This window comes from Rhizobium ecuadorense (genome assembly GCF_001187535.1).
Lineage (GTDB): Bacteria > Pseudomonadota > Alphaproteobacteria > Rhizobiales > Rhizobiaceae > Rhizobium > Rhizobium ecuadorense.
Genome location: NZ_LFIO01001304.1, coordinates 1 through 20,485, shown reverse-complemented (window position 1 = coordinate 20,485; position 20,485 = coordinate 1). Strand labels below are relative to the sequence as shown.

Below are 20,485 nucleotides of genomic sequence, written 5' to 3'. Positions count from 1 at the left end.
GAGGAGAATCAGGCCGAGAGCTTGGCCAGCACTTCTTCCGAGACCTCGAAGTTGGAATAGACGTTCTGCACGTCGTCATCGTCTTCCAGGCTGTCGATGAGTTTCATCAGCGACTGGGCCTTTTCTTCGTCCACCGGCACGTTGTTCTGGGCGCGCCAGACGGCCTTGACGGTTTCGGCTTCGCCGAGGCTTGCTTCCAGCGCTTTCGCCACTTCGCCGAGGGCTTCGAAACCGCAGGTGATGTAGTGGCCTTCCTCGTCGGTCTCGACATCGTCGGCGCCGGCTTCGATTGCCGCTTCCATCATCTTGTCGGCATCGCCGACGGAAAGCTTATAGGTGATTTCGCCGACATGGTCGAAGGAGAAGGAGACCGAACCGGTTTCGCCAAGCGCTCCGCCGGCCTTGGTGAAGATCGAGCGGACGTTGGAGGCGGTGCGGTTGCGGTTGTCTGTCAGGGCTTCGACGATGATCGCCGTGCCGCCGGGGCCGTAACCCTCATAGCGGACTTCATCGTAGTTTTCGCCGTCGGCGCCGGCTGCCTTCTTGATGGCGCGGTCGATATTGTCCTTCGGCATGGACTGGGCCTTGGCGTTCTGGATTGCCAGGCGAAGACGGGCGTTCATCATCGGGTCGGGCAGGCCGGCCTTGGCGGCTACGGTGATTTCGCGCGCAAGCTTGGAGAACATTTTCGACCGCACGGCATCCTGACGGCCCTTGCGGTGCATGATGTTTTTAAACTGTGAATGGCCAGCCATGGCACCCCTGTTCACGTCTCATTGTTCGGAATGGGCCGCCTTATAAGAGCGAAACGGCACCCGTTCAAGGAAAAAGCGGTGGATTTGCCGCACGATGCGCAGGCCCGCCGCCCGTCTCAGTCAACCGTCAATCGCTTGCGGCTGGCCAAGAAACCATGTCCGTCCCGGCGTCGGCAACGCAGCCCCTCCGTGCCGGAGGTGCAGGAATAGGGCCCACCCGTCCAGCTATCGCCATAGTCGAGAATATGGTCATCGCTGCAGCAGGCGGTATCGCCTTCCATCTCGAAGATAAAGGCCTTGCCGCTTGCCGACAGGATGAGGCGGACGTAGAGCGGCTCTTTGCGTTCGCAGGCAAGCTCCGGACCGCCGTCTTCGGGAACATACATTTCGACGCCGCCCTTTGGCGTATAGACACAGCCGATATTCCTTGTGGGGGTGACGAAGACGACTTGGCCGTTCTCGTCGGGCTTGAAGGTCTTTTCTGCCGCAATGACTGTTGGCGCAAAAGCTGCGCAAAAAATCAAAACCAGGATCGAATGTTTTGTTCGCATGGTGATCTTTTCTCGTTCAGGCGCACTATCGCATATTCCCGCACGCTGAAAAGGCGGCGTCGTCCCGCTGCCTCTGCGGGGAACAAAGGCGAGGGGATGACGTTTCAAGAACTCCATCCAACGGAAAGGAACGGTCATGGCAAGTCTCAGCGATGCGCAGGAACAGCCAGCACGTCAGCTCTGGGATCAGGTCAACGCTGTCCATGCCGGCATGCTCGGAATTTCCGGGCTGGATATGCACATGCAGCCGATGGCGCCGCATGCCGATCCCACCACCAACACGATCTGGTTCTACACCAAGGCCGATGCCGACATCGTGCGCGCCATCAAGCCCGGCAGCCGCGCGCATTTCTGCGTCATCGGCAAGGATCACGACTATCACGCCTGCCTTTCCGGCATGATCGACGTGCGTCCCGACCCCGCCAAGATCGAGGAGTATTGGAGTTCGATCGTCGCGGCCTGGTATGACGGCGGCAAGAAGGATCCGAAGCTCACCATGCTTTCCCTCCATGTCGACGATGCCGAGATTTGGGTTTCCACAGGCAACACGCTGAAATTCGGCTGGGAGATCGCCAAGGCCAATCTCGATGACGACAAGTTGCCTGACGTCGGCATCAAGCGCCATCTGCAGTTCGCCTGACGCGTCACGGCCCGGAGCAGACTGCCGGGCCTTCTACTGCACACCCTTCAGCACATAGATCAGGGGCTTCTTCGGCAGCGTGCGCATGGAGACGGTGATACTGTCATCAGGCGCATTGGCGACGTCGAAATCCTTGCCGAACATCGAGACGAAGGCTTCGACCGGCGGGCCGCGCCGGTGCATCGGCAAAATCAACGACGAGCGCAGCCGCTTGATGACACGGCTCATGCTGTCGGCGCCCATCGTCAGGCCGCCATCGACCGGAACCATGACGACGTCGAGGCGGCCGATCTCGCTATAGTGGGCATCCGTCAATTCGTAGTGCAGGTGGCCGAGATGGCCGATGCAGAGGCCGGCAATTTCGAAAATGAAGATCGAATTGCCGTTCTCCTGCGAGCCGCCGAGGCCGTAGCTGAAGCGGATATCCGTAGGCACATTGCGGATATAGGCATCGCCGACGACGAGATCGACATCGGCCTTTTCGCCTGGAACGTCGCTCCATCCATGCAGCACATGCTTGATCTCGGGATCGGGCGTCAGCGTGTAGTGGGTCGGGTGCGCCTTGTTCATGGTCACGACATCGGGCATCGTCGCCGGCCTGTACCAGCCGTTATAGTCTGTCGCGATGACGATGCCGCCGGGAGTGTCGATCTCGAAGGTGGAATGGCCGAGGAAGGTCAATTTGACCTCTTCGCCCTCGGAAACGGCCGGCGTCAGCGGCGCGGCGCGGGAAAAGTTGGCGAAGGTTACCTTCGGGATAGTCTCAGCGATCGCCTGGCACTGGCTGACGGGCGTTCGCTGTTCCTGCGCTCCGGCAGGACTTGCCGCGGCGAAGGACGCAAGGCATGCGATAGCGAGGACGAGGTATTGCGGCTTCATGCCAGCCCTCCGGCGCTCTACCACTTTGAATTGGCGGCGGGAGGATGCGGCATGAGGTCGCAGCGGTCCAGACCAGGGATGCTCACGATTGCGTGTTGGGCGCGCCTTGCACCGGGTAGACTAGCGCCAGAACTCCGGCACCGTCTCGGCCAGCCGCGGTCCGAGCCGGAGCGGCGCGATCTTTTCGGCCAGGCCTGTGCTGTCCGAAATTTCCACACCGACGCCGCAGATCGTCGCCGGGCCGCTCGCCGCTTCCATGCGGCCCTTCGGCATCTTGGAGATGAAGCGGTTGAGCGGCTCTTCCTTATCCATGCCGAGGGAGGAGTCGTAATCGCCGCACATGCCGGCATCGGACATATAGGCGGTGCCGCCGTTCAGGATCTGCGCGTCGGCCGTCGGCACATGCGTGTGGGTGCCGACGACGAAACTGGCGCGGCCGTCGACGAAATGGCCGAAGCACTGCTTCTCGCTGGTCGCTTCCGCGTGAAAATCGAAGATGATCGCATCGGCCTGCTCCTTCAGCGGGCAGGCGTCGAGGATCATCTCCGCCGATTTGAAGGGATCGTCGAGTTCCGGATGCATGAAGACCCGGCCCATGACATTGGCGACGAGCACGCGTGCGCCGTTCCTGGCATAGAACAGTCCGGAGCCGCGGCCGGGCGTGCCTTGCGGATAGTTGGCCGGTCGCAGGAATTGATCGTGCCGCCCGGCAAAAGCCACGGCTTCCTTCTGGTCCCAGACGTGATTGCCCGTCGTCACCACATCGGCGCCGGCATTGATCGTTTCCAGAAAGATGTCCTCGGTGATGCCGAAGCCGCCGGCGGCATTCTCGCCGTTGACAACGACGAAATCGAGCTTGAGGTCGGAGATCAGGCCGGGAAGGCGGTCCCAAACCGCCGTGCGTCCCGTCTTGCCGACCATGTCACCCAGAAAAAGCAGCCGCATTCCCTATCCAATCCAAGAGGCAAAAAAGCGAAGGCCGCTTTCTGTCAGGATGGCATCCAGGCTTATGTCATGCGGCTCGTCCGGCACATGTGCCACTTCCTGGCAGTCGAATGCAATGCCGATCAGCTTCGGATGCAGGCCTTTTTGCCTCAGCCGGCTGATGGCGCGGTCGTAATGGCCGGCGCCGTAGCCGATGCGGTGGCCGCGGGCATCGAAGGCTGAAAGCGGCACCAGCATGATTTCCGGATCAAGAATGGCGGCATCGTCGCCAGGGCCGACCGTGCCGAAACCGGTATCGACAAGCGGTGCACCCTCTGCCAGTTCGCGAAAGACGATGGTCTGCCGGTCGAGGATCGCCGGCACGCAGAGCCGCGCACCGCGCAGGGCAAAGCGTGCCATCAGCGGCCTGAGATCGGCTTCCGAACGGATCGGCAGGAAGCCGGAGACAATCGTTCCCAGCGCAAAACCAACCGCCTCGCCGGCATGATCGGCCATTGCAAGGCTTTTGGAAGCACGCTTCTCAGGGCAAAGGGCGTCGCGCGCCGACAGTCGTTCGTTGCGCAGCTGCGTTTTCAGTTCTTTCACGGTCATTCGATCCGCCGGATAGGAAAGGTTCAAGCGAGCATAGACGGCTGGGTGCTCGATGCAAATGCCGGATGCGACAGCGCTGCGCCCGTTTCACGTCTTGCCGGGGATGCGGCCGAAGGTCAGACGACGATACTTGTCGGGATTGTCGCTGTGCCGATGGAGAAACCTGCCATATCGGCAGCGGCATTCGCCCCGGCCTGCCGGTTCTGCTGCTGCAGGTCGTGCATCGCCTTTTCGAGCAATTGCTTAAGTTCGCGCACGACCGCCTTGAACTCTTCCATCGTATCTCGATCATCGGCCGAGATCCCCGAGAATTTTGGCGCGTCCTCGGCTGTGCTCTGGTAGGCCTCGCGGGCCTGGGCGGCGTCGACTGGTTCCTGCGATCCGGTCGCTTCGGCCGCGGTTATTCCGGAGGCATCCGTCAATGCAGCCTCAGTCGCGCTCGTCGCGGCGGCCGCTGCATCCGTGGTTGCGTCCACCGAGGCGACTGCTGCCGGGCTGCTGGTCGCAACCGATGATGCGAATTCGGAGGCGGCGGTACCGACCTTGCGCGCCAGTTCGGCGGCCAGACGGGCGACCACCTCGGGCGGCATGTTGGAGCTGCGCAGCATCTCCAACTGCTGCTTTGCCTCTTCCAGCTTGCGTTGCGCCTTCGTCTTGGTTTCGTCCTCGGAATTCGCCGAGGTCTGGCGCATCTGCTGCAGCGTCTGGGTGCTGCGCTGCAGTTTCAGCACACCCTGATCGGTCTCGTCTAAGGCGGCGGATATGGCTGCCGTCGAAGTGCCGCGCAAGATGATGGAGGCAGACGTGGTTGCGACCTGCATAGACAATCCCCCGATAATTCGGGTCCCCGATTGCAATTCGGCCTATCCTGCCACGTCAGACTTGTGTGGACCTGTGTTCCCGAGGCCTCGGGTGCACCGCGGCGAGCCGGCGCATCGTCTCTTCGAACAGCGCGGCTCCGCCCGGCATCCAGCCGAGCGCGCGGATTTTCGCCGTACTCATGGGATTGAGCGCCATCCTGTCGGCGGGGGGCGGCAGCACGTGCCGACAGCCGGTCTCGCGCCGGATAGGCGAAAGGATATCGCGCGTGTCGACCGATATGTCCGAGACGTTGAAGACCTCACCGGAGATGCGGGTGCTTTCCGTCTCCAGCATCAGCCGTACCGCACGCCCGAGGTCGCGGCCGTGAACCTCCGTTCCCACTCGCGAAGCAACCGGGCGGCCGGCGAGATAATCGGCGATGAGGCCGTCCCACTTGTTGGGCGAGAGCTCGCCATAGATGCCGGTCGCCCTCAGGCTCACGCCGGCAAAACCCGGCGTGGAGAGGTGGGCCAGCGCGCGTTCGGCATCGAGTTTGACCTGGCCGTAGAGCGCTTCGGGCTTGGCCAGCATCGTTTCCGCGAGCTCGGTTCCAGCAGGATGTTCGCCATAGGCGGCACGGCTGGAGAGGAAGACGCAGCGGCGCGTGCCGGCGCGTTTGGCGGCGTCGAAAAGCCGGACGGTGCCGTCGAGATTCAGACTGTGGAAACTCTTCGGATCGTCGCCTTCGCCGCCGCGGTATTTGCCCGTGATATGGCTGAAGGCGGCGTGAACGAAAAAATAGGCGTCGTCGAAAATGTCGATCTGATCCTTGTCGGGATCGAGCGAAAGCGCGGCGAACTCGACCGGGCGGGAGAAGAGGCGGGGCGGCGGCGCACGGCGTCCGCCGACGATCACCTGATAGCCGGCGGTCAGAAGTTCCTCGACGACATAGCGGCCGACGAGACCCGTTCCGCCAGATACCAGTACCTTCATGCTGCCCCTTCCGGATTGTCCAGCGCCGCGATCTCGGGCACCTCGCCATTGTCGTGGAAACGGTGCCACAAGTCGATCAAAGGTTGTAGCCGCGCTGCCTTGGGATGATTCTTTTCCCACGGTTTTTCATACTGGTAGTGCAGGATCGAAATGCTCTTCCAGTCCCAAAGCTCCGGCATGGTGAACCATACATATTGCAGCATGTTGAAATAAACCGGCAGGCCGTGCCAATCCGGGAAGAAGGTCTCGAGAAAGGTCTGATCGGTGCGCCGCCAGAAGGTGTCCGGCCTGTCAAGGCTTTCGAGCATGTGCCGGAATGTCTCATGCGAGGGAGAGGCGATGAAGACGCCGGAGTTCATGCGGCGGAAGTCGGCAAGGCTTTCATAGACATTGGGCGCAGCTGAGAATTCCGGATAGAGGAAAAGCCTGTCGACGTTCTTCAGCACCAGCGCGTCGGCGTCGATAAAGACGCAGCGCTCGTATTCGACGAGCTGCCACAGCCTGAGCTTGCAGAAATTGTCGAGCGGCGAATGGAAATCCGGCTTGCGGCCCTTGGTGAAAGGGGCTGCCGAATGGAGATGGCTGCGGGCGTGGCGCTCGTTGAAGGCGGCAGACAGCGGCAGGTGCTCGACTTCAATCAGCCGGCAGCCGAGGGTCTTGAGCGGAGCGAGGGCGGCCGCATCGACGCCGCCGGTGTGGAGGACGACGATGCCGGCGGTGGTGCCGGTGCGACGCAGGGAGTGGGCGAGGGCGGTGGCGCCCATGGCGTAGTCGGCATTGGTGACGAGGGTGACGTAAGCAAACAAAGACGAACGGTTCATCGGATTCCGCCGCCTCGATATGCTCCCTCATTCCTGTGCTCGTCACAGGAATCCAGCGCGCCCAAGTCCTTGGGCGCCGGAGACTTTTTTAGCAGTCGATAAGAGTTATTCACGGCGCGGATGCGCCTTCCAACGCGAACTCGCCCTCACTCATGACACCGACTTCAGCCGCTTGCCTTCCGGATCGTGGTTGATTGTCGCGGCGATATCCTTGGTCCAGGCGGAGATGGCCGGGACGCGCGCGCGGTCGACGCGATAGGCGAATTTTTTCGCGACATCGACGATCTCGCCGAGCAGGCCTGTTTCCAGTGTGATCGGTTCGAGGCCGAGATTGCGGAATTTCTCGTTTTCAACGATCAGCTCGTTCTCGGCGGCTTCCTTGCGCGGGTTGGGCAGCCAGGCGATGTCGGCGCCGCTGATGCCCGCGATCATTTGGGCGAGGTCGCGCACCCGGTGGGTTTCCGTCATCTGATTAAAGATTTCGACGCGCGCGCCACGGGGCGGCGGATTCCTCAGAGCCAGCTCGATGCAGCGCACCGAATCCTGGATATGGATGAAGGCGCGGGTCTGGCCGCCGGTGCCGTGCACCGTCAGCGGATAGCCGATCGCCGCCTGGATGAGGAAGCGGTTCAGCACAGTGCCGTAATCGCCGTCGTAATCGAAACGGTTGATCAGCTGCGCATGGCGGCGCGTCTGCTCGGTATGCGTGCCCCAGACGATGCCCTGGTGCAGGTCGGTGATCCTCAACCCGTCGTTCTTGGCGTAGAACTGGAAGAGAAGCTGATCCAGGCACTTGGTCATGTGGTAGATCGAGCCGGGATTGGAGGGGTAGAGGATCTCCTGGCTGACCGTCGCGCCAGCCGCGGTTTCGATGCCGACCGGCAGGTAGCCTTCGGGGATCGCCGCGCCCACAGTCGAATAGCCATAGACGCCCATGGTGCCGAGATGAATGAGATGGGCGTCGAGGTTGAGCTCGGTCAACGCGTTCAAGAGGTTGTGCGTGGCGCTGACATTGTTGTTGACTGTGTAATTCTTGTGGCGGTCGCTTTTCATCGAATAGGGTGCGGCCCGCTGCTCGGCGAAATGGATGACGGCATCCGGGCGGTGTTCGGAAAGCCAGTTCTTCAGCAGTTCGTAGTCCTTGGCGAGATCGATCAGATTGAAGTGGATGCGGCGCCCGGTTTCGGCATGCCAGATGCGAGTGCGCTCCTGGATCGAATCCATTGGGGTCAGCGACTGAACGCCAAGTTCCGTGTCGATCCAGCGGCGTGAGAGATTGTCGAGGATATGAATGTCGTGCCCGGCGTCGGAGAGATGCAGCGAGGTTGGCCAGCCAATGAAACCGTCTCCGCCCATAACCGCAATCTTCATCACATCGTCTCCTGATCTGTCGCTCGATATCGGGGATAGTTAGGAATTATGACAATCATTCAATGCCTATCGGGTGGGCATTCAATGCCTGCCTGCCGGTCATTCAATGCTTGCCTGTGGGCAAGCGTTGCGCCAAAGAGGGCACCGCAGTTTGGAGAAAATTATGACGGAGCGCCCTTTTTCCATTTCGGGAGAGCTGACGGAGGCCGGTCACCGGCTCGTGCAACGGGTCTATTATGAAGATACCGACTTCTCCGGTCTGGTCTACCACGCCCGCTACCTGCATTTCCTCGAGCGCGGCCGCACCGATTATCTGCGCTGCCTCGGCGTCGAGCAGCGCGAACTCGTCAGCGCCGACGAGGAAGGCCTCGTCTTCGTCGTCCATCGCATGGAGATCGACTTCAAGAGCCCGGCGCGCATGGACGACGTACTGACGATCCTGACCCACACGGAAAAAGCCGGCGGCGCCAAGATGGTCCTCAATCAGCAGATCCGCTCGGGCGAAACGCTGCTGATATCAGCCAAAGTGATCATTGCCGTCATCAACGCCAGGGGGCGGCCGCGGCGGCTACCGGATACGCTGGCGGCGAAATTCCTGGAAGGCAGCATGCCGCTATAGCCGCGAATCGCCCGGAATTCAGGCTTGTCAAAACTTGAGTTTTATGTGAAGGAATTCCTGCGCCGCAGGATGAGCGCTCTTTCGGCAGCCGGATCTTGCTCCGGTCAAGTAAACCATGGAACGAAATCTTCCAAACACAGGCTTACTGTCACAGTCCGGCACTAACGATCTATTAACCATAATAGTGTCTTACTGGGAAAGTCGGAGTTTGTGCGGCGCACGCCTTCCTTTGACCAAATTTGACGGCAAGAAGGCGGAAGATGAGCTTGGAAGCTTGACCAGGGCTTTGGGCGGCGGCCACCGGACACTTCTTGCGAGATCAATTTGTGCCGCCCGGTCCAGCACCGGGCGTTTGGATTCGGGGATTTTGGATCAATGGAACAAGTAGGATTGGCAGCAGCAACGACGGACGTCAGCCTCTGGTCGCTTTTCATGCAGGCCGGCATCGTCGTCAAGCTCGTTATGCTCGGGCTTATCGCAGCGTCGGTATGGACCTGGGCGATCGTCATCGACAAATACCTGGCCTATGGCCGCGCACGGCGCCAGTTCGACAAGTTCGAGCAGGTCTTCTGGTCCGGCCAGTCGCTGGAAGAACTCTACCGCTCGCTGTCGGAACGCAACAATACTGGTCTCGCGGCGATTTTCGTGGCCGCCATGCGCGAATGGAAGAAATCCTTCGAGCGCGGCGCCCGTTCGCCGATCGGCCTGCAGATGCGTATCGACCGGGCGATGGACGTGACGCTGTCACGCGAATCGGAATTTCTCGGCGCCCGCCTCGGATCGCTGGCGACGATCGGTTCGGCCGGTCCGTTCATCGGCCTCTTCGGCACGGTCGTCGGCATCATGACTTCGTTCCAGGCGATTGCCGGTTCGAAGTCGACCAACCTTGCGGTCGTCGCGCCCGGTATCGCCGAAGCGCTGCTTGCCACCGCAATCGGCCTTGTCGCCGCTATTCCGGCGGTTATCGCCTACAACAAGTTCTCTGCCGATGCCGGCAAGCTCTCGGGCCGCATGGAAGGTTTCGCGGATGAATTCTCCGCCATACTTTCGCGCCAGATCGACGAGAAGCTGCAGCCGCGCGCTGCAGCTCAGTAACCAGCGGAGTATACTGACATGGGTATGGCTGTTGGAGGCAATGGCGGCGGGGGCGGCGGACGCCGCCGTCGCGGCGGTCGGAACAAGGCCGTGATTTCAGAAATCAACGTGACGCCGCTCGTCGACGTCATGCTCGTGCTTTTGATCATCTTCATGGTCGCGGCACCGATGATGACCGTCGGCGTGCCGATCGACCTGCCGGAAACGCAGGCCAAGGCGCTGAATTCCGAGACCCAGCCGATCACCATCTCCGTCAAGAACGACGGCGAGGTGTTCCTGCAGGAAACGCCGATCCCGGCCGCTGAGATCGCCGCCAAGCTCGAGGCGATCGCCACCACCGGCTACAACGAACGTATCTTCGTGCGCGGCGACGCGACAGCGCCCTACGGCGTCATCGCCGACGTCATGGCCCGTATCCAGGGCGCAGGCTTCAAGAATATCGGCCTCGTGACGCAGCAGAAGAAGGACCAATAGCGTTCAAGATGAAGACCAGCGTCGTCACATCTGCTGTTCTGCACTGCCTGGTGCTTACCTGGGCGATGGTGTCGCTTAGCGCCCCGGAATCCTTCAAGGTGGAGGATTTCGAGGCGATGCCGGTCGATCTCGTGCCGGTGGAATCGATCACCCAGATGCAGCAAGGCGACAAGAAGGCTCCGAAGAAGGAGACATCAGCGCCGGTGCCGACGACACGTCCGCCGATTGCGCAGCCGGCCGAGAATGCCGGCGACAACAATGTCGACCTGAAGACGCCGCCGGTCCCGAACGCCAAGCCCAGTAATAGCGAAGCCGCCGCGGCGAATTCGAGCGAAAAGCCGCTGCCGAAGACCGATCCGAAGCCGAATGATGTCAAGGACATCGTCAAGGAGGAAACGGAAGTCGAGCAGCCGAAGGAAGTCGCTTCCATTCCGCCGCCGAAGCCCGTCGAGGTGACGCCGCCGAAGCCCGAGGAAAAACCGCCGGAAGAGCAGGCTAAGCCCGAGGAACCGCCGAAGCCGGACGCCGAGGCGCTGCCGGACAATGTGCCGACTCCAGTCGCCAAACCGCAGGTGAAGCCGCCGGAACCGCAGAAGCCGGCCGAAAAGCCGCCGGAAAAGACCCCGGATCAGCCGAAGACCGCCGACGTGCCGACGGACAAGAAGAAGGCGGACAAGAAGCAGGAAACGGCGAAATCCGCTTCATCGATGAAGAGCGATTTCAATGCCGACGAGATTTCGATCTTGCTGAACAAGACCGATCCTTCCGCGGGCGGCGCCAAGCGCTCGACGCAGGAGGCATCGCTGGGTGCGAAGAAGAGCAATGGTGGTTCCAAGCTCAGCCAGAGCGAAGAAGATGCGGTGCGCGGCTTGATCGAGGGAAATTGGCTTGTCACCCCGGGGATGGAAGGCCTTTCCGGCATGGTCATCAAGGTGCATATGAAACTCGACAGGGATGGCAATATTATTGGTCAGCCGGAGGTCGAGTCATCGGGCGGCAGTGGCAGCGATGCCACACGCCGTGCGTTGGAAGGCGGGGCCTACAGAGCTGTTATGAAATCTGCCCCCTTCTCAATGCTTCCGAAGGACAAGTATGAGGCTTGGAATGAATTCGACCTGAATTTCGATCCGAGCTCTATGGGAATCTAGATGCTGACGGATCTGTCCCATGGCAACAAGTCTTTTGCAGCCGGCATCATGCTCGGAGCGATTCTGGCTGGTGCGCCTGAGGTGCTGGCACAGTCGGCCGACGCAGCGGCCTCCGAGAGGTCAGCCATAGATTTACAGGCCGCAATCGCTTCCTCCTTCAATGTTCCTCCCGGGCAGGCGACGGGCGGCAGAGTGGTGATCACCATTCATCTGCGGCTTGACAAGAACGGGGCAATCGTTGGTTCACCCGAGGTAGCAGCTTCGGGCGGCAGCGAAGCTGCTCGAAAAAGCCTGTCGGCTGCGGCTCTCCGGGCGGTACGGCGCTCGTCACCATTCCCGATGCTCCCAAAAGAAAAATACGAATCTTGGAACGAAGTCGTCCTGCACTTCGACTCCGGCGATCCGACTCCATAGATGCTGAAAGGCTGTTTGGTATGACAAAGTATTCCTTTTTTCGCGCCATTTTGGTCGCAGCCGGTCTAATGACCGCTGCCGTCTTTGCGACGCCGGCCAATGCGCTGGTTACTCTCGACATCCGAAAAGGCAACGTCCAGCCGATGCCGATTGCTGTGACGGACTTCCAGGGCGACATGGGCGCGCAGGTTTCGCAAGTCATAGCCGCGGACTTGCAGCGGTCCGGTCTCTTCGCACCCATCAACAAAACCGCCTTCATCGAGAAGATTTCTAATCCCGACGCTTCGCCGCGCTTCGAGGACTGGAAGGTCATCAATGCGCAGGCACTGGTTACCGGCCGGGTTACCAAGGAAGCGGATGGCCGCCTTCGCGCCGAATTCCGGCTCTGGGACCCGTTCGCCGGGCAGCAGATGACCGGTCAGCAGTTCTATACGCAGCCGGAGAACTGGCGGCGTGTGGCCCACATCATCGCCGATGCGATCTACAAGCAGATCACCGGTGAGGAGGGTTATTTCGACACTCGCGTCGTCTTCGTCTCCGAATCCGGCACCAAGCAGCAGCGCAAGCGTCAGCTGGCGATCATGGACCAGGACGGCTTCAATGTGCGGATGCTGACGGATGGCAGCGATCTGGTGCTGACGCCGCGCTTCTCGCCGAGCCGGCAGGAAGTCACCTACATGTCCTTCGCCAACCAGCAGCCGCGGGTCTATTTGCTGCAGCTCGAAACCGGGCAGCGTGAGGTGGTCGGCAATTTTCCCGGCATGACCTTCTCGCCGCGCTTTTCGCCGGATGGCCAGAAGGTGATCATGAGCCTGCAGCAGGACGCCAATTCCAACATCTATACGATGGACCTGCGCTCACGCACGACGACGCGCCTGACCTCGACGGCTGCGATCGACACGTCGCCTTCCTATTCGCCCGATGGCGCGCGCGTCAGCTTTGAAAGCGACCGCGGCGGCAAGCCGCAGATCTATGTGATGAACGCCGATGGTTCCGGCCAGACCCGTATTTCCTTCGGTGACGGCTCCTATTCGACACCGGTCTGGTCGCCGCGCGGCGATCTCATCGCCTTCACCAAGCAGGCCGGCGGCAAGTTTTCGATCGGCGTGATGAAACCGGATGGTTCGGGCGAGCGCATTCTGACGACCGGCTTCCACAATGAGGGCCCGACCTGGGCACCAAACGGCCGCGTGCTGATGTTCTTCCGCCAGGCGGCAGGCTCAGGCGGCCCGCAGCTCTATTCGATCGATCTTACCGGTTATAACGAGCAGCTTGTGAAGACGCCAAGCTACGGTTCCGACCCGGCCTGGTCGCCGCTTATGGAATAGGCGATGCGCTGCTGCCTTCATGTCGTCCCAAAGTCATGGAATCGAGCGACCAAGGGACAAATCAGTAATTCGTTAACCATGATTTTTGAGGGGCGGTTAACCGAGTGCGGTTACTGTCCGGAAACCCTGATGAACCCGCAAGGAGACCGGCCATGAGCCGAATTCATACCCCGGCAATGAGCCGCATGCAGAATTTCGCCCGCAACCCCGTCATGATCGCGCTTGTCGCCGGCCTCGCGCTTGCGAGCTGCGCCAAGAAGCCGCCGAACAGCGCCGGCGATCTCGGCCTCGGCGCTGGCGGCGCCGGTGGCTCCGCGACGCCGGGCTCGGCCCAGGACTTCACGGTCAATGTCGGCGACCGTATCTTCTTCGATACCGACTCCTCGTCGATCCGCGCCGATGCTTCGCAGACGCTCGATCGTCAGGCGCAGTGGCTCGGCCGTTACCCGAACTACCAGATCACCGTCGAAGGCCATGCCGACGAACGCGGCACGCGCGAATACAACCTCGCGCTCGGTGCCCGCCGTGCGGCTGCCGCCAAGGATTATCTCGCTTCGCGCGGCGTTCCGGCGCAGCGCCTGAAGACGATTTCCTACGGCAAAGAACGTCCGGTTGCCGTCTGCGACGATATTTCCTGCTGGTCGCAGAACCGCCGCGCGGTCACGGTTCTCGGCGGCGCCGGCATGTAATCTGCCGATTCAATTGGCTTTCGCAAGGCGGTCCTCTCGGGGGCCGCCTTTCTTTTTGACCACACTTTGGCCAGACTCCGTTGCTTTTTGACAGCAATTGGAAAAATCTCCTGTTCGTGCCATCGAGGTGCGAAGAATCACTGGGACAGGACGATACATATGAAGAAACTTGTCGTGGCAGGCATGCTGTGCCTCGCGGCTGTGACCGGGAGCGAACGGGCGGCCTATTCTGCCTCGTTCTTTGGGCTGCATCTCGGCGGCCGGTCGGCGGAAAACCAGTCGGCGCCGCCTGTTGTCAAGGTGCAGAGCGGCGATGCCGAGGTTCGCGTGCAGCAGCTCGAAGAGCAGTTGCGGCAGCTGAACGGCCGGATCGAGGAGATGAGCTTCCAGCTGCTGCAGATGCAGGAGACGATCCGCAAGCAGCAGGAAGACAATGAATTCCGCTTCCAGCAGTTGGAAAAGACGGGTGCCAGCGGCGGTGGTGCCAAAGCTCCTGTCAAAAAGAGCGAGACCGATACCGCTCCGGCAGCGTCCGGCGGCGATGACGTTGCCAGGGTGATCCAAGCACCGCAGGGAGCCGAAACGGCTCCCTCCACCAACGTGCCTGGCAATAGCGGCCTCGGCCAGCCGCCGAAGGAGCTCGGTTCGATCGATTTCGATCAGAACGGCAATCCGGTCGGCGGAACCGTCGATGCAAATGCGGGAGTGGGCTCCGGCCCTATCCCCAATGCCAATCCCGGCGCGCCGCAGCAAACCGCCTCGCTCGGCGGTGAGGCGGACCAGTACAAGTCGGCCTATGGTCACGTCTTATCAGGCGATTACAGCACGGCCGAACAGGAATTCACCCAGTACATCACCCGCTACCCGAGCAGCGCGCGGGCGGCGGACGCCAATTTCTGGCTCGGCGAAGCGCTCTATTCGCAGGGCAAGTACAATGAGGCGGCCAAAACCTTCCTCAATGCGCACCAGAAATACGGGACATCGGAAAAGGCACCTGAGATGCTACTGAAACTCGGCATGTCGCTGGCCGCGCTCGACAATACCGAGACGGCCTGTGCGACGCTGCGCGAGGTTTCGAAGCGTTATCCGAAGGCTTCGCGTGCCGTCATAAGCAAGGTTGCGAGCGAACAGAAGCGCCTCGCCTGCTAAGGTCTTCCGGCATGTCTCCGGAAGCCCGATCGCCGCGAGAGGCGATCCTCCAGTTTCTCACGCTGCTTCAAAGCCCAGCACGCATTCTTGTCGCGATATCGGGCGGCAGCGATTCCACCGGCCTGCTTCTCCTTCTCAATGAAGCCGTGAAGGCCGCGCCGCATCTCAAAATCTCCCTATGCGCTGCGACCGTAGACCACGCGTTGCGCGCCGGCTCCGCAGACGAGGCGCGAGAAGTCGCAGCCCTCTGCACGTCGCTCGGCATTGCCCACGCCATCATGAGCTGGCAGGGCGGCAAGCCGAAAACCGGCATCATGGCCGCGGCCCGCGAGGCGCGTTACGGCCTGCTCGCCGAAGCGGCGGAAACGTTTGGCGCCGATCTCATCGTCACCGGACACACATACGACGACCAGCGCGAAACACTTGCCATGCGCGGCGTGCGAACAGACCAGGTTTCATCAGGCATTGCCGATGCGGTGCTCTTCAACCGGCGTTTCTGGATCTTGCGGCCGCTTCTCTTTTCCAGCCGGGCGGATATTCGCGCTTTCCTCAGAGAGCAGGGCGCAGGTTGGATCGACGATCCGAGCAACGAAGATGTGAAATACGAGCGCGTGCGAATTCGGCGGCAACTTTCGGCCGATGCGGGTGCCGAGAGGAATATTCGTGCCATCTGGGACGAGCGACTGGCTCTTTCGGCCGAGGGAGCGGAATGGCTGGATCGTCATTTCAGGCTTCACGGCGGCCTGCTCGGGCAGGTGATGCCTGACGGGTTGCGGCAGGATCGCGCCGTTCTCGACTATGCGCTCGGCCGGCTGACGGGCGTTTTCGGCGGACAGCCGTTTGCGCCGGGCAGGGTGCAGATGGAGCGCCTTTTCTCATTTGCCACCGGTGAGGAGCCGGGGCGGATGACCGCGGGCAGGGTGGTGTTCGACCTCAGGCGGGATGGGCTTTATCTCGCGCGTGAGAGCCGGGGGATATTGCCGCTGGTGGTGAAGCCGGGAGAGGCGGGGGTGTGGGATGGGAGGTTTTGGGCGCGCAACGGGTCGGCAGCTCCAATTGCAATCGAAACCGCCGCTACACACTCCCCCTCATTCCTGTGCTTGTCACAGGAATCCAGCGCGCCCAAGTCCTTGGGCGCGGAAGACACTTCGAGCTGGACGGAGTCAATCACCGCGCGGACGCGCGGTGGCTGGATTCCTGTGACAAGCACAGGAATGAGGAGGAATATGCGGGACCTGCCCAAGGCCGCATGGAAACGCGCCGTCGCCTCCGCGCCAACTTTATCCGTCGAGAAAGCCTCTCTATCTCCGGAATCCACGCCGCCGATCGACCTAATGCCTTATTTCGCACCCTTCGACCGCTTTTTGACACGATTTGATTTCATCTTTGCCAACAGGCTTTCGGCGGTTTTCGCGACGGCGCCCTATGCGAGGCCGCCTTTAAGAAGTATTGACGGAAAAACCATCTGACCTGGGGGATCGCCTTGGCAATCGCACGGCGCAACCCTATGTTAGAAACGAATAAGACGGTCGCCATGAGGCGGCTGTTCCAGTGCTGGGGAGTTCAATGAACCCTAACTTACGTAACTTCGCCTTGTGGGCGATCATAGCGCTTCTGCTGATCGCCCTTTTCAGTATGTTTCAGACGGCGCCGGCGCAGACGGGCTCCCGCGAAATCCCTTATTCGCAGTTCCTGCGTGAGGTCGATGCGGGCCGCGTGAAGGATGTCGTGGTCACCGGCAATCGGCTGAGCGGAACCTATCTGGAGAATAACAATAACTTCCAGACCTATTCGCCCGTCATCGACGACAGCTTGCTCGACCGCCTGCAGGCCAAAAACGTTGCTGTCACTGCGCGTCCGGAGACCGATGGGTCCTCCGGCTTTCTGAGCTACCTCGGAACGCTGCTGCCGATGCTGCTCATCCTCGGTGTCTGGCTGTTCTTCATGCGGCAGATGCAGGGCGGCTCGCGCGGCGCGATGGGCTTCGGCAAGTCGAAGGCCAAGCTGCTCACCGAAGCGCATGGCCGTGTAACCTTCGAAGACGTCGCCGGTGTCGACGAGGCCAAGCAGGATCTCGAAGAAATCGTCGAATTCCTGCGGGATCCGCAGAAGTTCCAGCGTCTCGGCGGCAAGATCCCGCGCGGTGTGCTGCTCGTCGGCCCTCCGGGCACCGGCAAGACGCTGCTCGCCCGCTCGGTCGCCGGCGAAGCCAACGTCCCCTTCTTCACCATCTCCGGTTCCGACTTCGTCGAAATGTTCGTCGGCGTCGGCGCCAGCCGTGTGCGCGATATGTTCGAGCAGGCGAAGAAGAACGCGCCCTGCATTATCTTCATCGACGAAATCGATGCTGTCGGCCGTCATCGCGGCGCCGGTCTCGGCGGCGGCAATGACGAGCGCGAACAGACGCTGAACCAACTGCTGGTCGAGATGGATGGCTTCGAGGCGAATGAAGGCGTGATCCTGATTGCCGCCACCAACCGTCCCGACGTGCTCGACCCGGCGCTGCTGCGTCCCGGCCGTTTCGACCGTCAGGTCGTGGTGCCGAACCCGGATATCGTCGGCCGCGAGCGCATCCTCAAGGTGCATGCCCGCAACGTTCCGCTGGCGCCGAATGTCGATCTCAAGGTTCTTGCCCGCGGCACGCCCGGTTTTTCCGGCGCCGATCTGATGAACCTCGTCAACGAAGCTGCCCTGATGGCCGCCCGCCGCAACAAGCGCGTCGTCACCATGCAGGAATTCGAAGACGCCAAGGACAAGATCATGATGGGCGCCGAGCGCCGTTCGTCGGCCATGACCGAGGCGGAAAAGAAGCTCACCGCTTACCATGAGGCCGGTCACGCCATCACCGCGCTGAATGTCGCCGTCGCCGATCCGCTGCACAAGGCGACGATCATTCCGCGCGGCCGTGCGCTCGGCATGGTCATGCAGCTTCCCGAGGGCGATCGCTACTCGATGAGCTACAAGTGGATGGTGTCGCGCCTCTGCATCATGATGGGCGGCCGTGTCGCCGAAGAACTCACCTTCGGCAAGGAGAACATCACCTCGGGTGCCTCCTCCGACATCGAGCAGGCGACCAAGCTTGCCCGCGCCATGGTCACGCAATGGGGCTTCTCCGACCAGCTCGGTCAGGTCGCCTATGGCGAGAACCAGCAGGAAGTGTTCCTCGGACACTCGGTTTCGCAGTCGAAGAACGTTTCGGAAGCAACCGCGCAGAAGATCGACAATGAAGTGCGCCGCCTGATCGACGAAGCCTATACGCAGGCCCGGACGATCCTGACCGACAAGCACGACGAATTCGTTGCGCTTGCCGAAGGCCTGCTCGAATACGAGACGCTGACCGGTGAGGAGATCAAGGCACTGATCCGCGGCGAGAAGCCGTCGCGTGATCTCGGCGATGATTCGCCGCCAAGCCGCGGCTCGGCCGTTCCGAAGGCCGGCGCGCGGCCTGCCGCCAAGGGCGACGAGCCGGAAGCCGGCCTCGAACCGCAGCCGCATTGAGCGGCTGGCATCATCTTGAAGAAGGCCGGATTTCCCCAGCGGGAGATCCGGCCTTTTCTATTGGTAACGGGATATAATCATTTTTCTTGCTAATTTACGTGCCGATCGCCGCATTTTGTGGCATTCCGCTGAATTGAGGCAAGCGTGAATCACGCTCCTGGATTGACGACATTCCATGGAAGCCGGATTCGCTTGGAACGGTGCGCTGCCTTGAATGGCGCGCGGAAAGCGCAGGAGTGCAGATGAAGAGACGCTATTTCGGAACCGACGGCATTCGCGGCCAATCCAACGTCTTCCCGATGACGCCGGATCTCGCCATGCGGGTCGGCATTGCCGCCGGCACGATCTTCCGCCGCGGCAACCACCGCCACCGCGTCGTCATCGGCAAGGATACGCGCCTTTCCGGTTATATGCTTGAGAACGCCATGGTCGCGGGCTTCACGGCCGCCGGCCTCGACGCCTTTATCCTCGGCCCGATTCCGACGCCTGCCGTCGCCATGCTGACGCGCTCGCTGCGCTGCGATATCGGTGTGATGATCTCGGCTTCGCACAATCCTTACGAGGATAACGGCATCAAGCTCTTCGGTCCGGATGGTTACAAGCTTTCCGACGATCTCGAGGCAGAGATCGAGGATCTGCTCGAAAAGGACCTGAACGCCCAGCTTGCCAAATCCGATGATATCGGCCGCGCCAAGCGCGTCGATGGCGTGCATGACCGCTATATCGAACATGCCAAGCGTACGCTGCCGCGCGACGTGACGCTGCAGGGTCTGAGGATCGCCATCGACTGCGCCAATGGTGCCGCCTACAAAGTGGCGCCGGCCGTGCTTTGGGAGCTCGGCGCCGAGGTCGTCACCATCGGCAACGAGCCGAACGGCACCAACATCAATCTCAATTGCGGCTCCACCAGCCCGGTCGCGCTGCAGAAGAAGGTCGACGAAGTTCGCGCCGATATCGGCATTGCGCTCGATGGCGATGCGGATCGTGTCATCATCGTCGATGAAAACGGCTCGATCGTCGACGGCGACCAGCTGATGGCTGTTATCGCCGAAAGCTGGGCCGAGAGCCAGCAGCTGCGCGGCAACGGTATCGTCGCCACAGTGATGTCCAATCTCGGCCTCGAGCGCTTCCTCGACGAGCGCGGCATGGCGCTTGCCCGCACGCGGGTCGGCGACCGCTACGTCGTCGAGCATATGCGCCAGCACAATTACAATGTTGGCGGCGAGCAGTCGGGCCATATCGTGCTTTCGGACTACGGCACGACAGGCGATGGTCTGGTCGCAGCGCTGCAGATCCTGGCCGCGGTCAAGCGGACCGGCCGGACCGTCAGCGAGGTCTGCCGCCGCTTCGAGCCGGTGCCGCAGCTCCTGCGCAATGTCCGTATCAGCGGCGGCAAGCCGCTGGAGGATATCCAGGTGCAGAAGGCGATCGCCGATGCCGAAGCCGAACTCGCCAAAAACGGCCGCCTCGTCATCCGCCCCTCGGGCACCGAGCCGCTGATCCGCGTCATGGCCGAGGGCGACGACCGCGCCCAGATCGAGCGTATCGTCAACGAGCTGATCGGCACAATCTCGAACGTGCGGACTGCTGCCTGATTCTTTGAGGCCAGATCGAGTTCGACCGCAAGCTTCGCGACATAGTTGGAGGATGGGCACGTCCCTCTCTCCGCCCTCATCCTTGTACGTTGCCGTTGCTGTATAATGGGGCTGTGCGACGGGGATGCG

The 20,485-nt window shown here is 61.4% G+C and carries 21 protein-coding genes; 12 read left to right on the top strand and 9 right to left on the bottom strand.

What is annotated here, in order from left to right; all coding sequences use genetic code 11:
* Positions 1-8 precede the first annotated feature (8 nt).
* A complete protein-coding gene (locus tag AF337_RS27430; RefSeq protein ID WP_049734610.1) occupies positions 9-755 on the bottom strand; it encodes a YebC/PmpR family DNA-binding transcriptional regulator in 747 nt (248 codons plus the stop codon).
* A 116-nt stretch (positions 756-871) separates the two neighbouring features.
* Positions 872-1,306: a DUF6636 domain-containing protein gene (locus AF337_RS27425; RefSeq protein WP_049734609.1), complete on the bottom strand. Its 435-nt coding sequence runs from the start codon at positions 1,304-1,306 to the stop codon at positions 872-874.
* 136 nt (positions 1,307-1,442) lie between these two features.
* Here AF337_RS27425 and AF337_RS27420 point away from each other — a divergent pair, with 136 nt between their 5' ends.
* A complete protein-coding gene (locus AF337_RS27420) occupies positions 1,443-1,946 on the top strand; it encodes a pyridoxamine 5'-phosphate oxidase family protein (RefSeq protein WP_049734608.1) in 504 nt (167 codons plus the stop codon).
* Positions 1,947-1,979: 33 nt separating this feature from the next.
* On the opposite strand, the gene AF337_RS27415 is transcribed toward AF337_RS27420, so the two are convergent.
* From AF337_RS27415 to AF337_RS27385, 7 genes are all read right to left on the bottom strand, one after another.
* Positions 1,980-2,825 carry an MBL fold metallo-hydrolase gene (locus tag AF337_RS27415; protein WP_049734607.1) on the bottom strand — a complete coding sequence of 282 codons (846 nt, stop codon included), beginning with the start codon at positions 2,823-2,825 and terminating at the stop codon, positions 1,980-1,982.
* A 120-nt stretch (positions 2,826-2,945) separates the two neighbouring features.
* A complete protein-coding gene (locus AF337_RS27410) occupies positions 2,946-3,770 on the bottom strand; it encodes a TIGR00282 family metallophosphoesterase (RefSeq protein ID WP_049734606.1) in 825 nt (274 codons plus the stop codon).
* 3 nt (positions 3,771-3,773) lie between these two features.
* Entirely contained in the window at positions 3,774-4,361 is a 588-nt protein-coding gene (locus AF337_RS27405) for a 5-formyltetrahydrofolate cyclo-ligase (RefSeq protein ID WP_049734605.1), read from the bottom strand.
* Positions 4,362-4,477: 116 nt separating this feature from the next.
* Positions 4,478-5,182, bottom strand: a complete 705-nt coding sequence (locus tag AF337_RS27400; RefSeq protein WP_049734604.1) for a hypothetical protein — start codon at positions 5,180-5,182, stop codon at positions 4,478-4,480.
* Positions 5,183-5,237: 55 nt separating this feature from the next.
* On the bottom strand, positions 5,238-6,155 hold the full coding sequence (locus tag AF337_RS27395; RefSeq protein WP_049734603.1) for an NAD-dependent epimerase/dehydratase family protein: 918 nt from the start codon (positions 6,153-6,155) through the stop codon (positions 5,238-5,240).
* Positions 6,152-6,976 carry a glycosyltransferase gene (locus tag AF337_RS27390; RefSeq protein WP_049734602.1) on the bottom strand — a complete coding sequence of 275 codons (825 nt, stop codon included), beginning with the start codon at positions 6,974-6,976 and terminating at the stop codon, positions 6,152-6,154. Before AF337_RS27390 ends, AF337_RS27395 begins: the two co-directional genes overlap by 4 nt.
* A gap of 150 nt (positions 6,977-7,126) precedes the next feature.
* Positions 7,127-8,347, bottom strand: a complete 1,221-nt coding sequence (locus tag AF337_RS27385) for an NAD-dependent epimerase/dehydratase family protein (RefSeq protein WP_049734601.1) — start codon at positions 8,345-8,347, stop codon at positions 7,127-7,129.
* Between the two features lie 163 nt (positions 8,348-8,510).
* On the opposite strand from AF337_RS27385, the gene ybgC reads away from it, so the two are divergent.
* The 11 genes from ybgC (at position 8,511) to glmM (ending at position 20,356) form a co-directional block, all read left to right on the top strand.
* Positions 8,511-8,966 carry a tol-pal system-associated acyl-CoA thioesterase gene (ybgC, locus tag AF337_RS27380; RefSeq protein ID WP_049734600.1) on the top strand — a complete coding sequence of 152 codons (456 nt, stop codon included), beginning with the start codon at positions 8,511-8,513 and terminating at the stop codon, positions 8,964-8,966.
* A 375-nt stretch (positions 8,967-9,341) separates the two neighbouring features.
* Positions 9,342-10,061 (top strand): protein TolQ, encoded by a 720-nt coding sequence (gene tolQ, locus AF337_RS27375; protein ID WP_003582115.1) that lies wholly within the window; start codon positions 9,342-9,344, stop codon positions 10,059-10,061.
* An 18-nt stretch (positions 10,062-10,079) separates the two neighbouring features.
* Positions 10,080-10,535: a protein TolR gene (tolR, locus tag AF337_RS27370; RefSeq protein WP_003566333.1), complete on the top strand. Its 456-nt coding sequence runs from the start codon at positions 10,080-10,082 to the stop codon at positions 10,533-10,535.
* 8 nt (positions 10,536-10,543) lie between these two features.
* Complete coding sequence (locus AF337_RS27365) at positions 10,544-11,683, top strand: hypothetical protein (RefSeq protein ID WP_049734599.1); 1,140 nt, start codon at positions 10,544-10,546, stop codon at positions 11,681-11,683.
* On the top strand, positions 11,684-12,097 hold the full coding sequence (locus AF337_RS27360; RefSeq protein ID WP_049734598.1) for a TonB C-terminal domain-containing protein: 414 nt from the start codon (positions 11,684-11,686) through the stop codon (positions 12,095-12,097).
* A 20-nt stretch (positions 12,098-12,117) separates the two neighbouring features.
* A complete protein-coding gene (tolB, locus tag AF337_RS27355; protein WP_049734597.1) occupies positions 12,118-13,425 on the top strand; it encodes a Tol-Pal system beta propeller repeat protein TolB in 1,308 nt (435 codons plus the stop codon).
* 152 nt (positions 13,426-13,577) lie between these two features.
* The gene (gene pal, locus AF337_RS27350; RefSeq protein WP_003590347.1) at positions 13,578-14,114 is read left to right on the top strand and encodes a peptidoglycan-associated lipoprotein Pal; all 537 of its coding nucleotides are present in this window, start codon (positions 13,578-13,580) and stop codon (positions 14,112-14,114) included.
* A 159-nt stretch (positions 14,115-14,273) separates the two neighbouring features.
* The gene (gene ybgF / locus AF337_RS27345; RefSeq protein WP_049734596.1) at positions 14,274-15,263 is read left to right on the top strand and encodes a tol-pal system protein YbgF; all 990 of its coding nucleotides are present in this window, start codon (positions 14,274-14,276) and stop codon (positions 15,261-15,263) included.
* Between the two features lie 11 nt (positions 15,264-15,274).
* Positions 15,275-16,732: a tRNA lysidine(34) synthetase TilS gene (gene tilS, locus AF337_RS27340; RefSeq protein WP_049734595.1), complete on the top strand. Its 1,458-nt coding sequence runs from the start codon at positions 15,275-15,277 to the stop codon at positions 16,730-16,732.
* A 97-nt stretch (positions 16,733-16,829) separates the two neighbouring features.
* Positions 16,830-18,761 carry an ATP-dependent zinc metalloprotease FtsH gene (gene ftsH / locus AF337_RS27335; protein WP_003590353.1) on the top strand — a complete coding sequence of 644 codons (1,932 nt, stop codon included), beginning with the start codon at positions 16,830-16,832 and terminating at the stop codon, positions 18,759-18,761.
* Between the two features lie 242 nt (positions 18,762-19,003).
* Complete coding sequence (gene glmM, locus AF337_RS27330; RefSeq protein ID WP_003582103.1) at positions 19,004-20,356, top strand: phosphoglucosamine mutase; 1,353 nt, start codon at positions 19,004-19,006, stop codon at positions 20,354-20,356.
* The last annotated feature ends 129 nt before the right edge of the window (positions 20,357-20,485 follow it).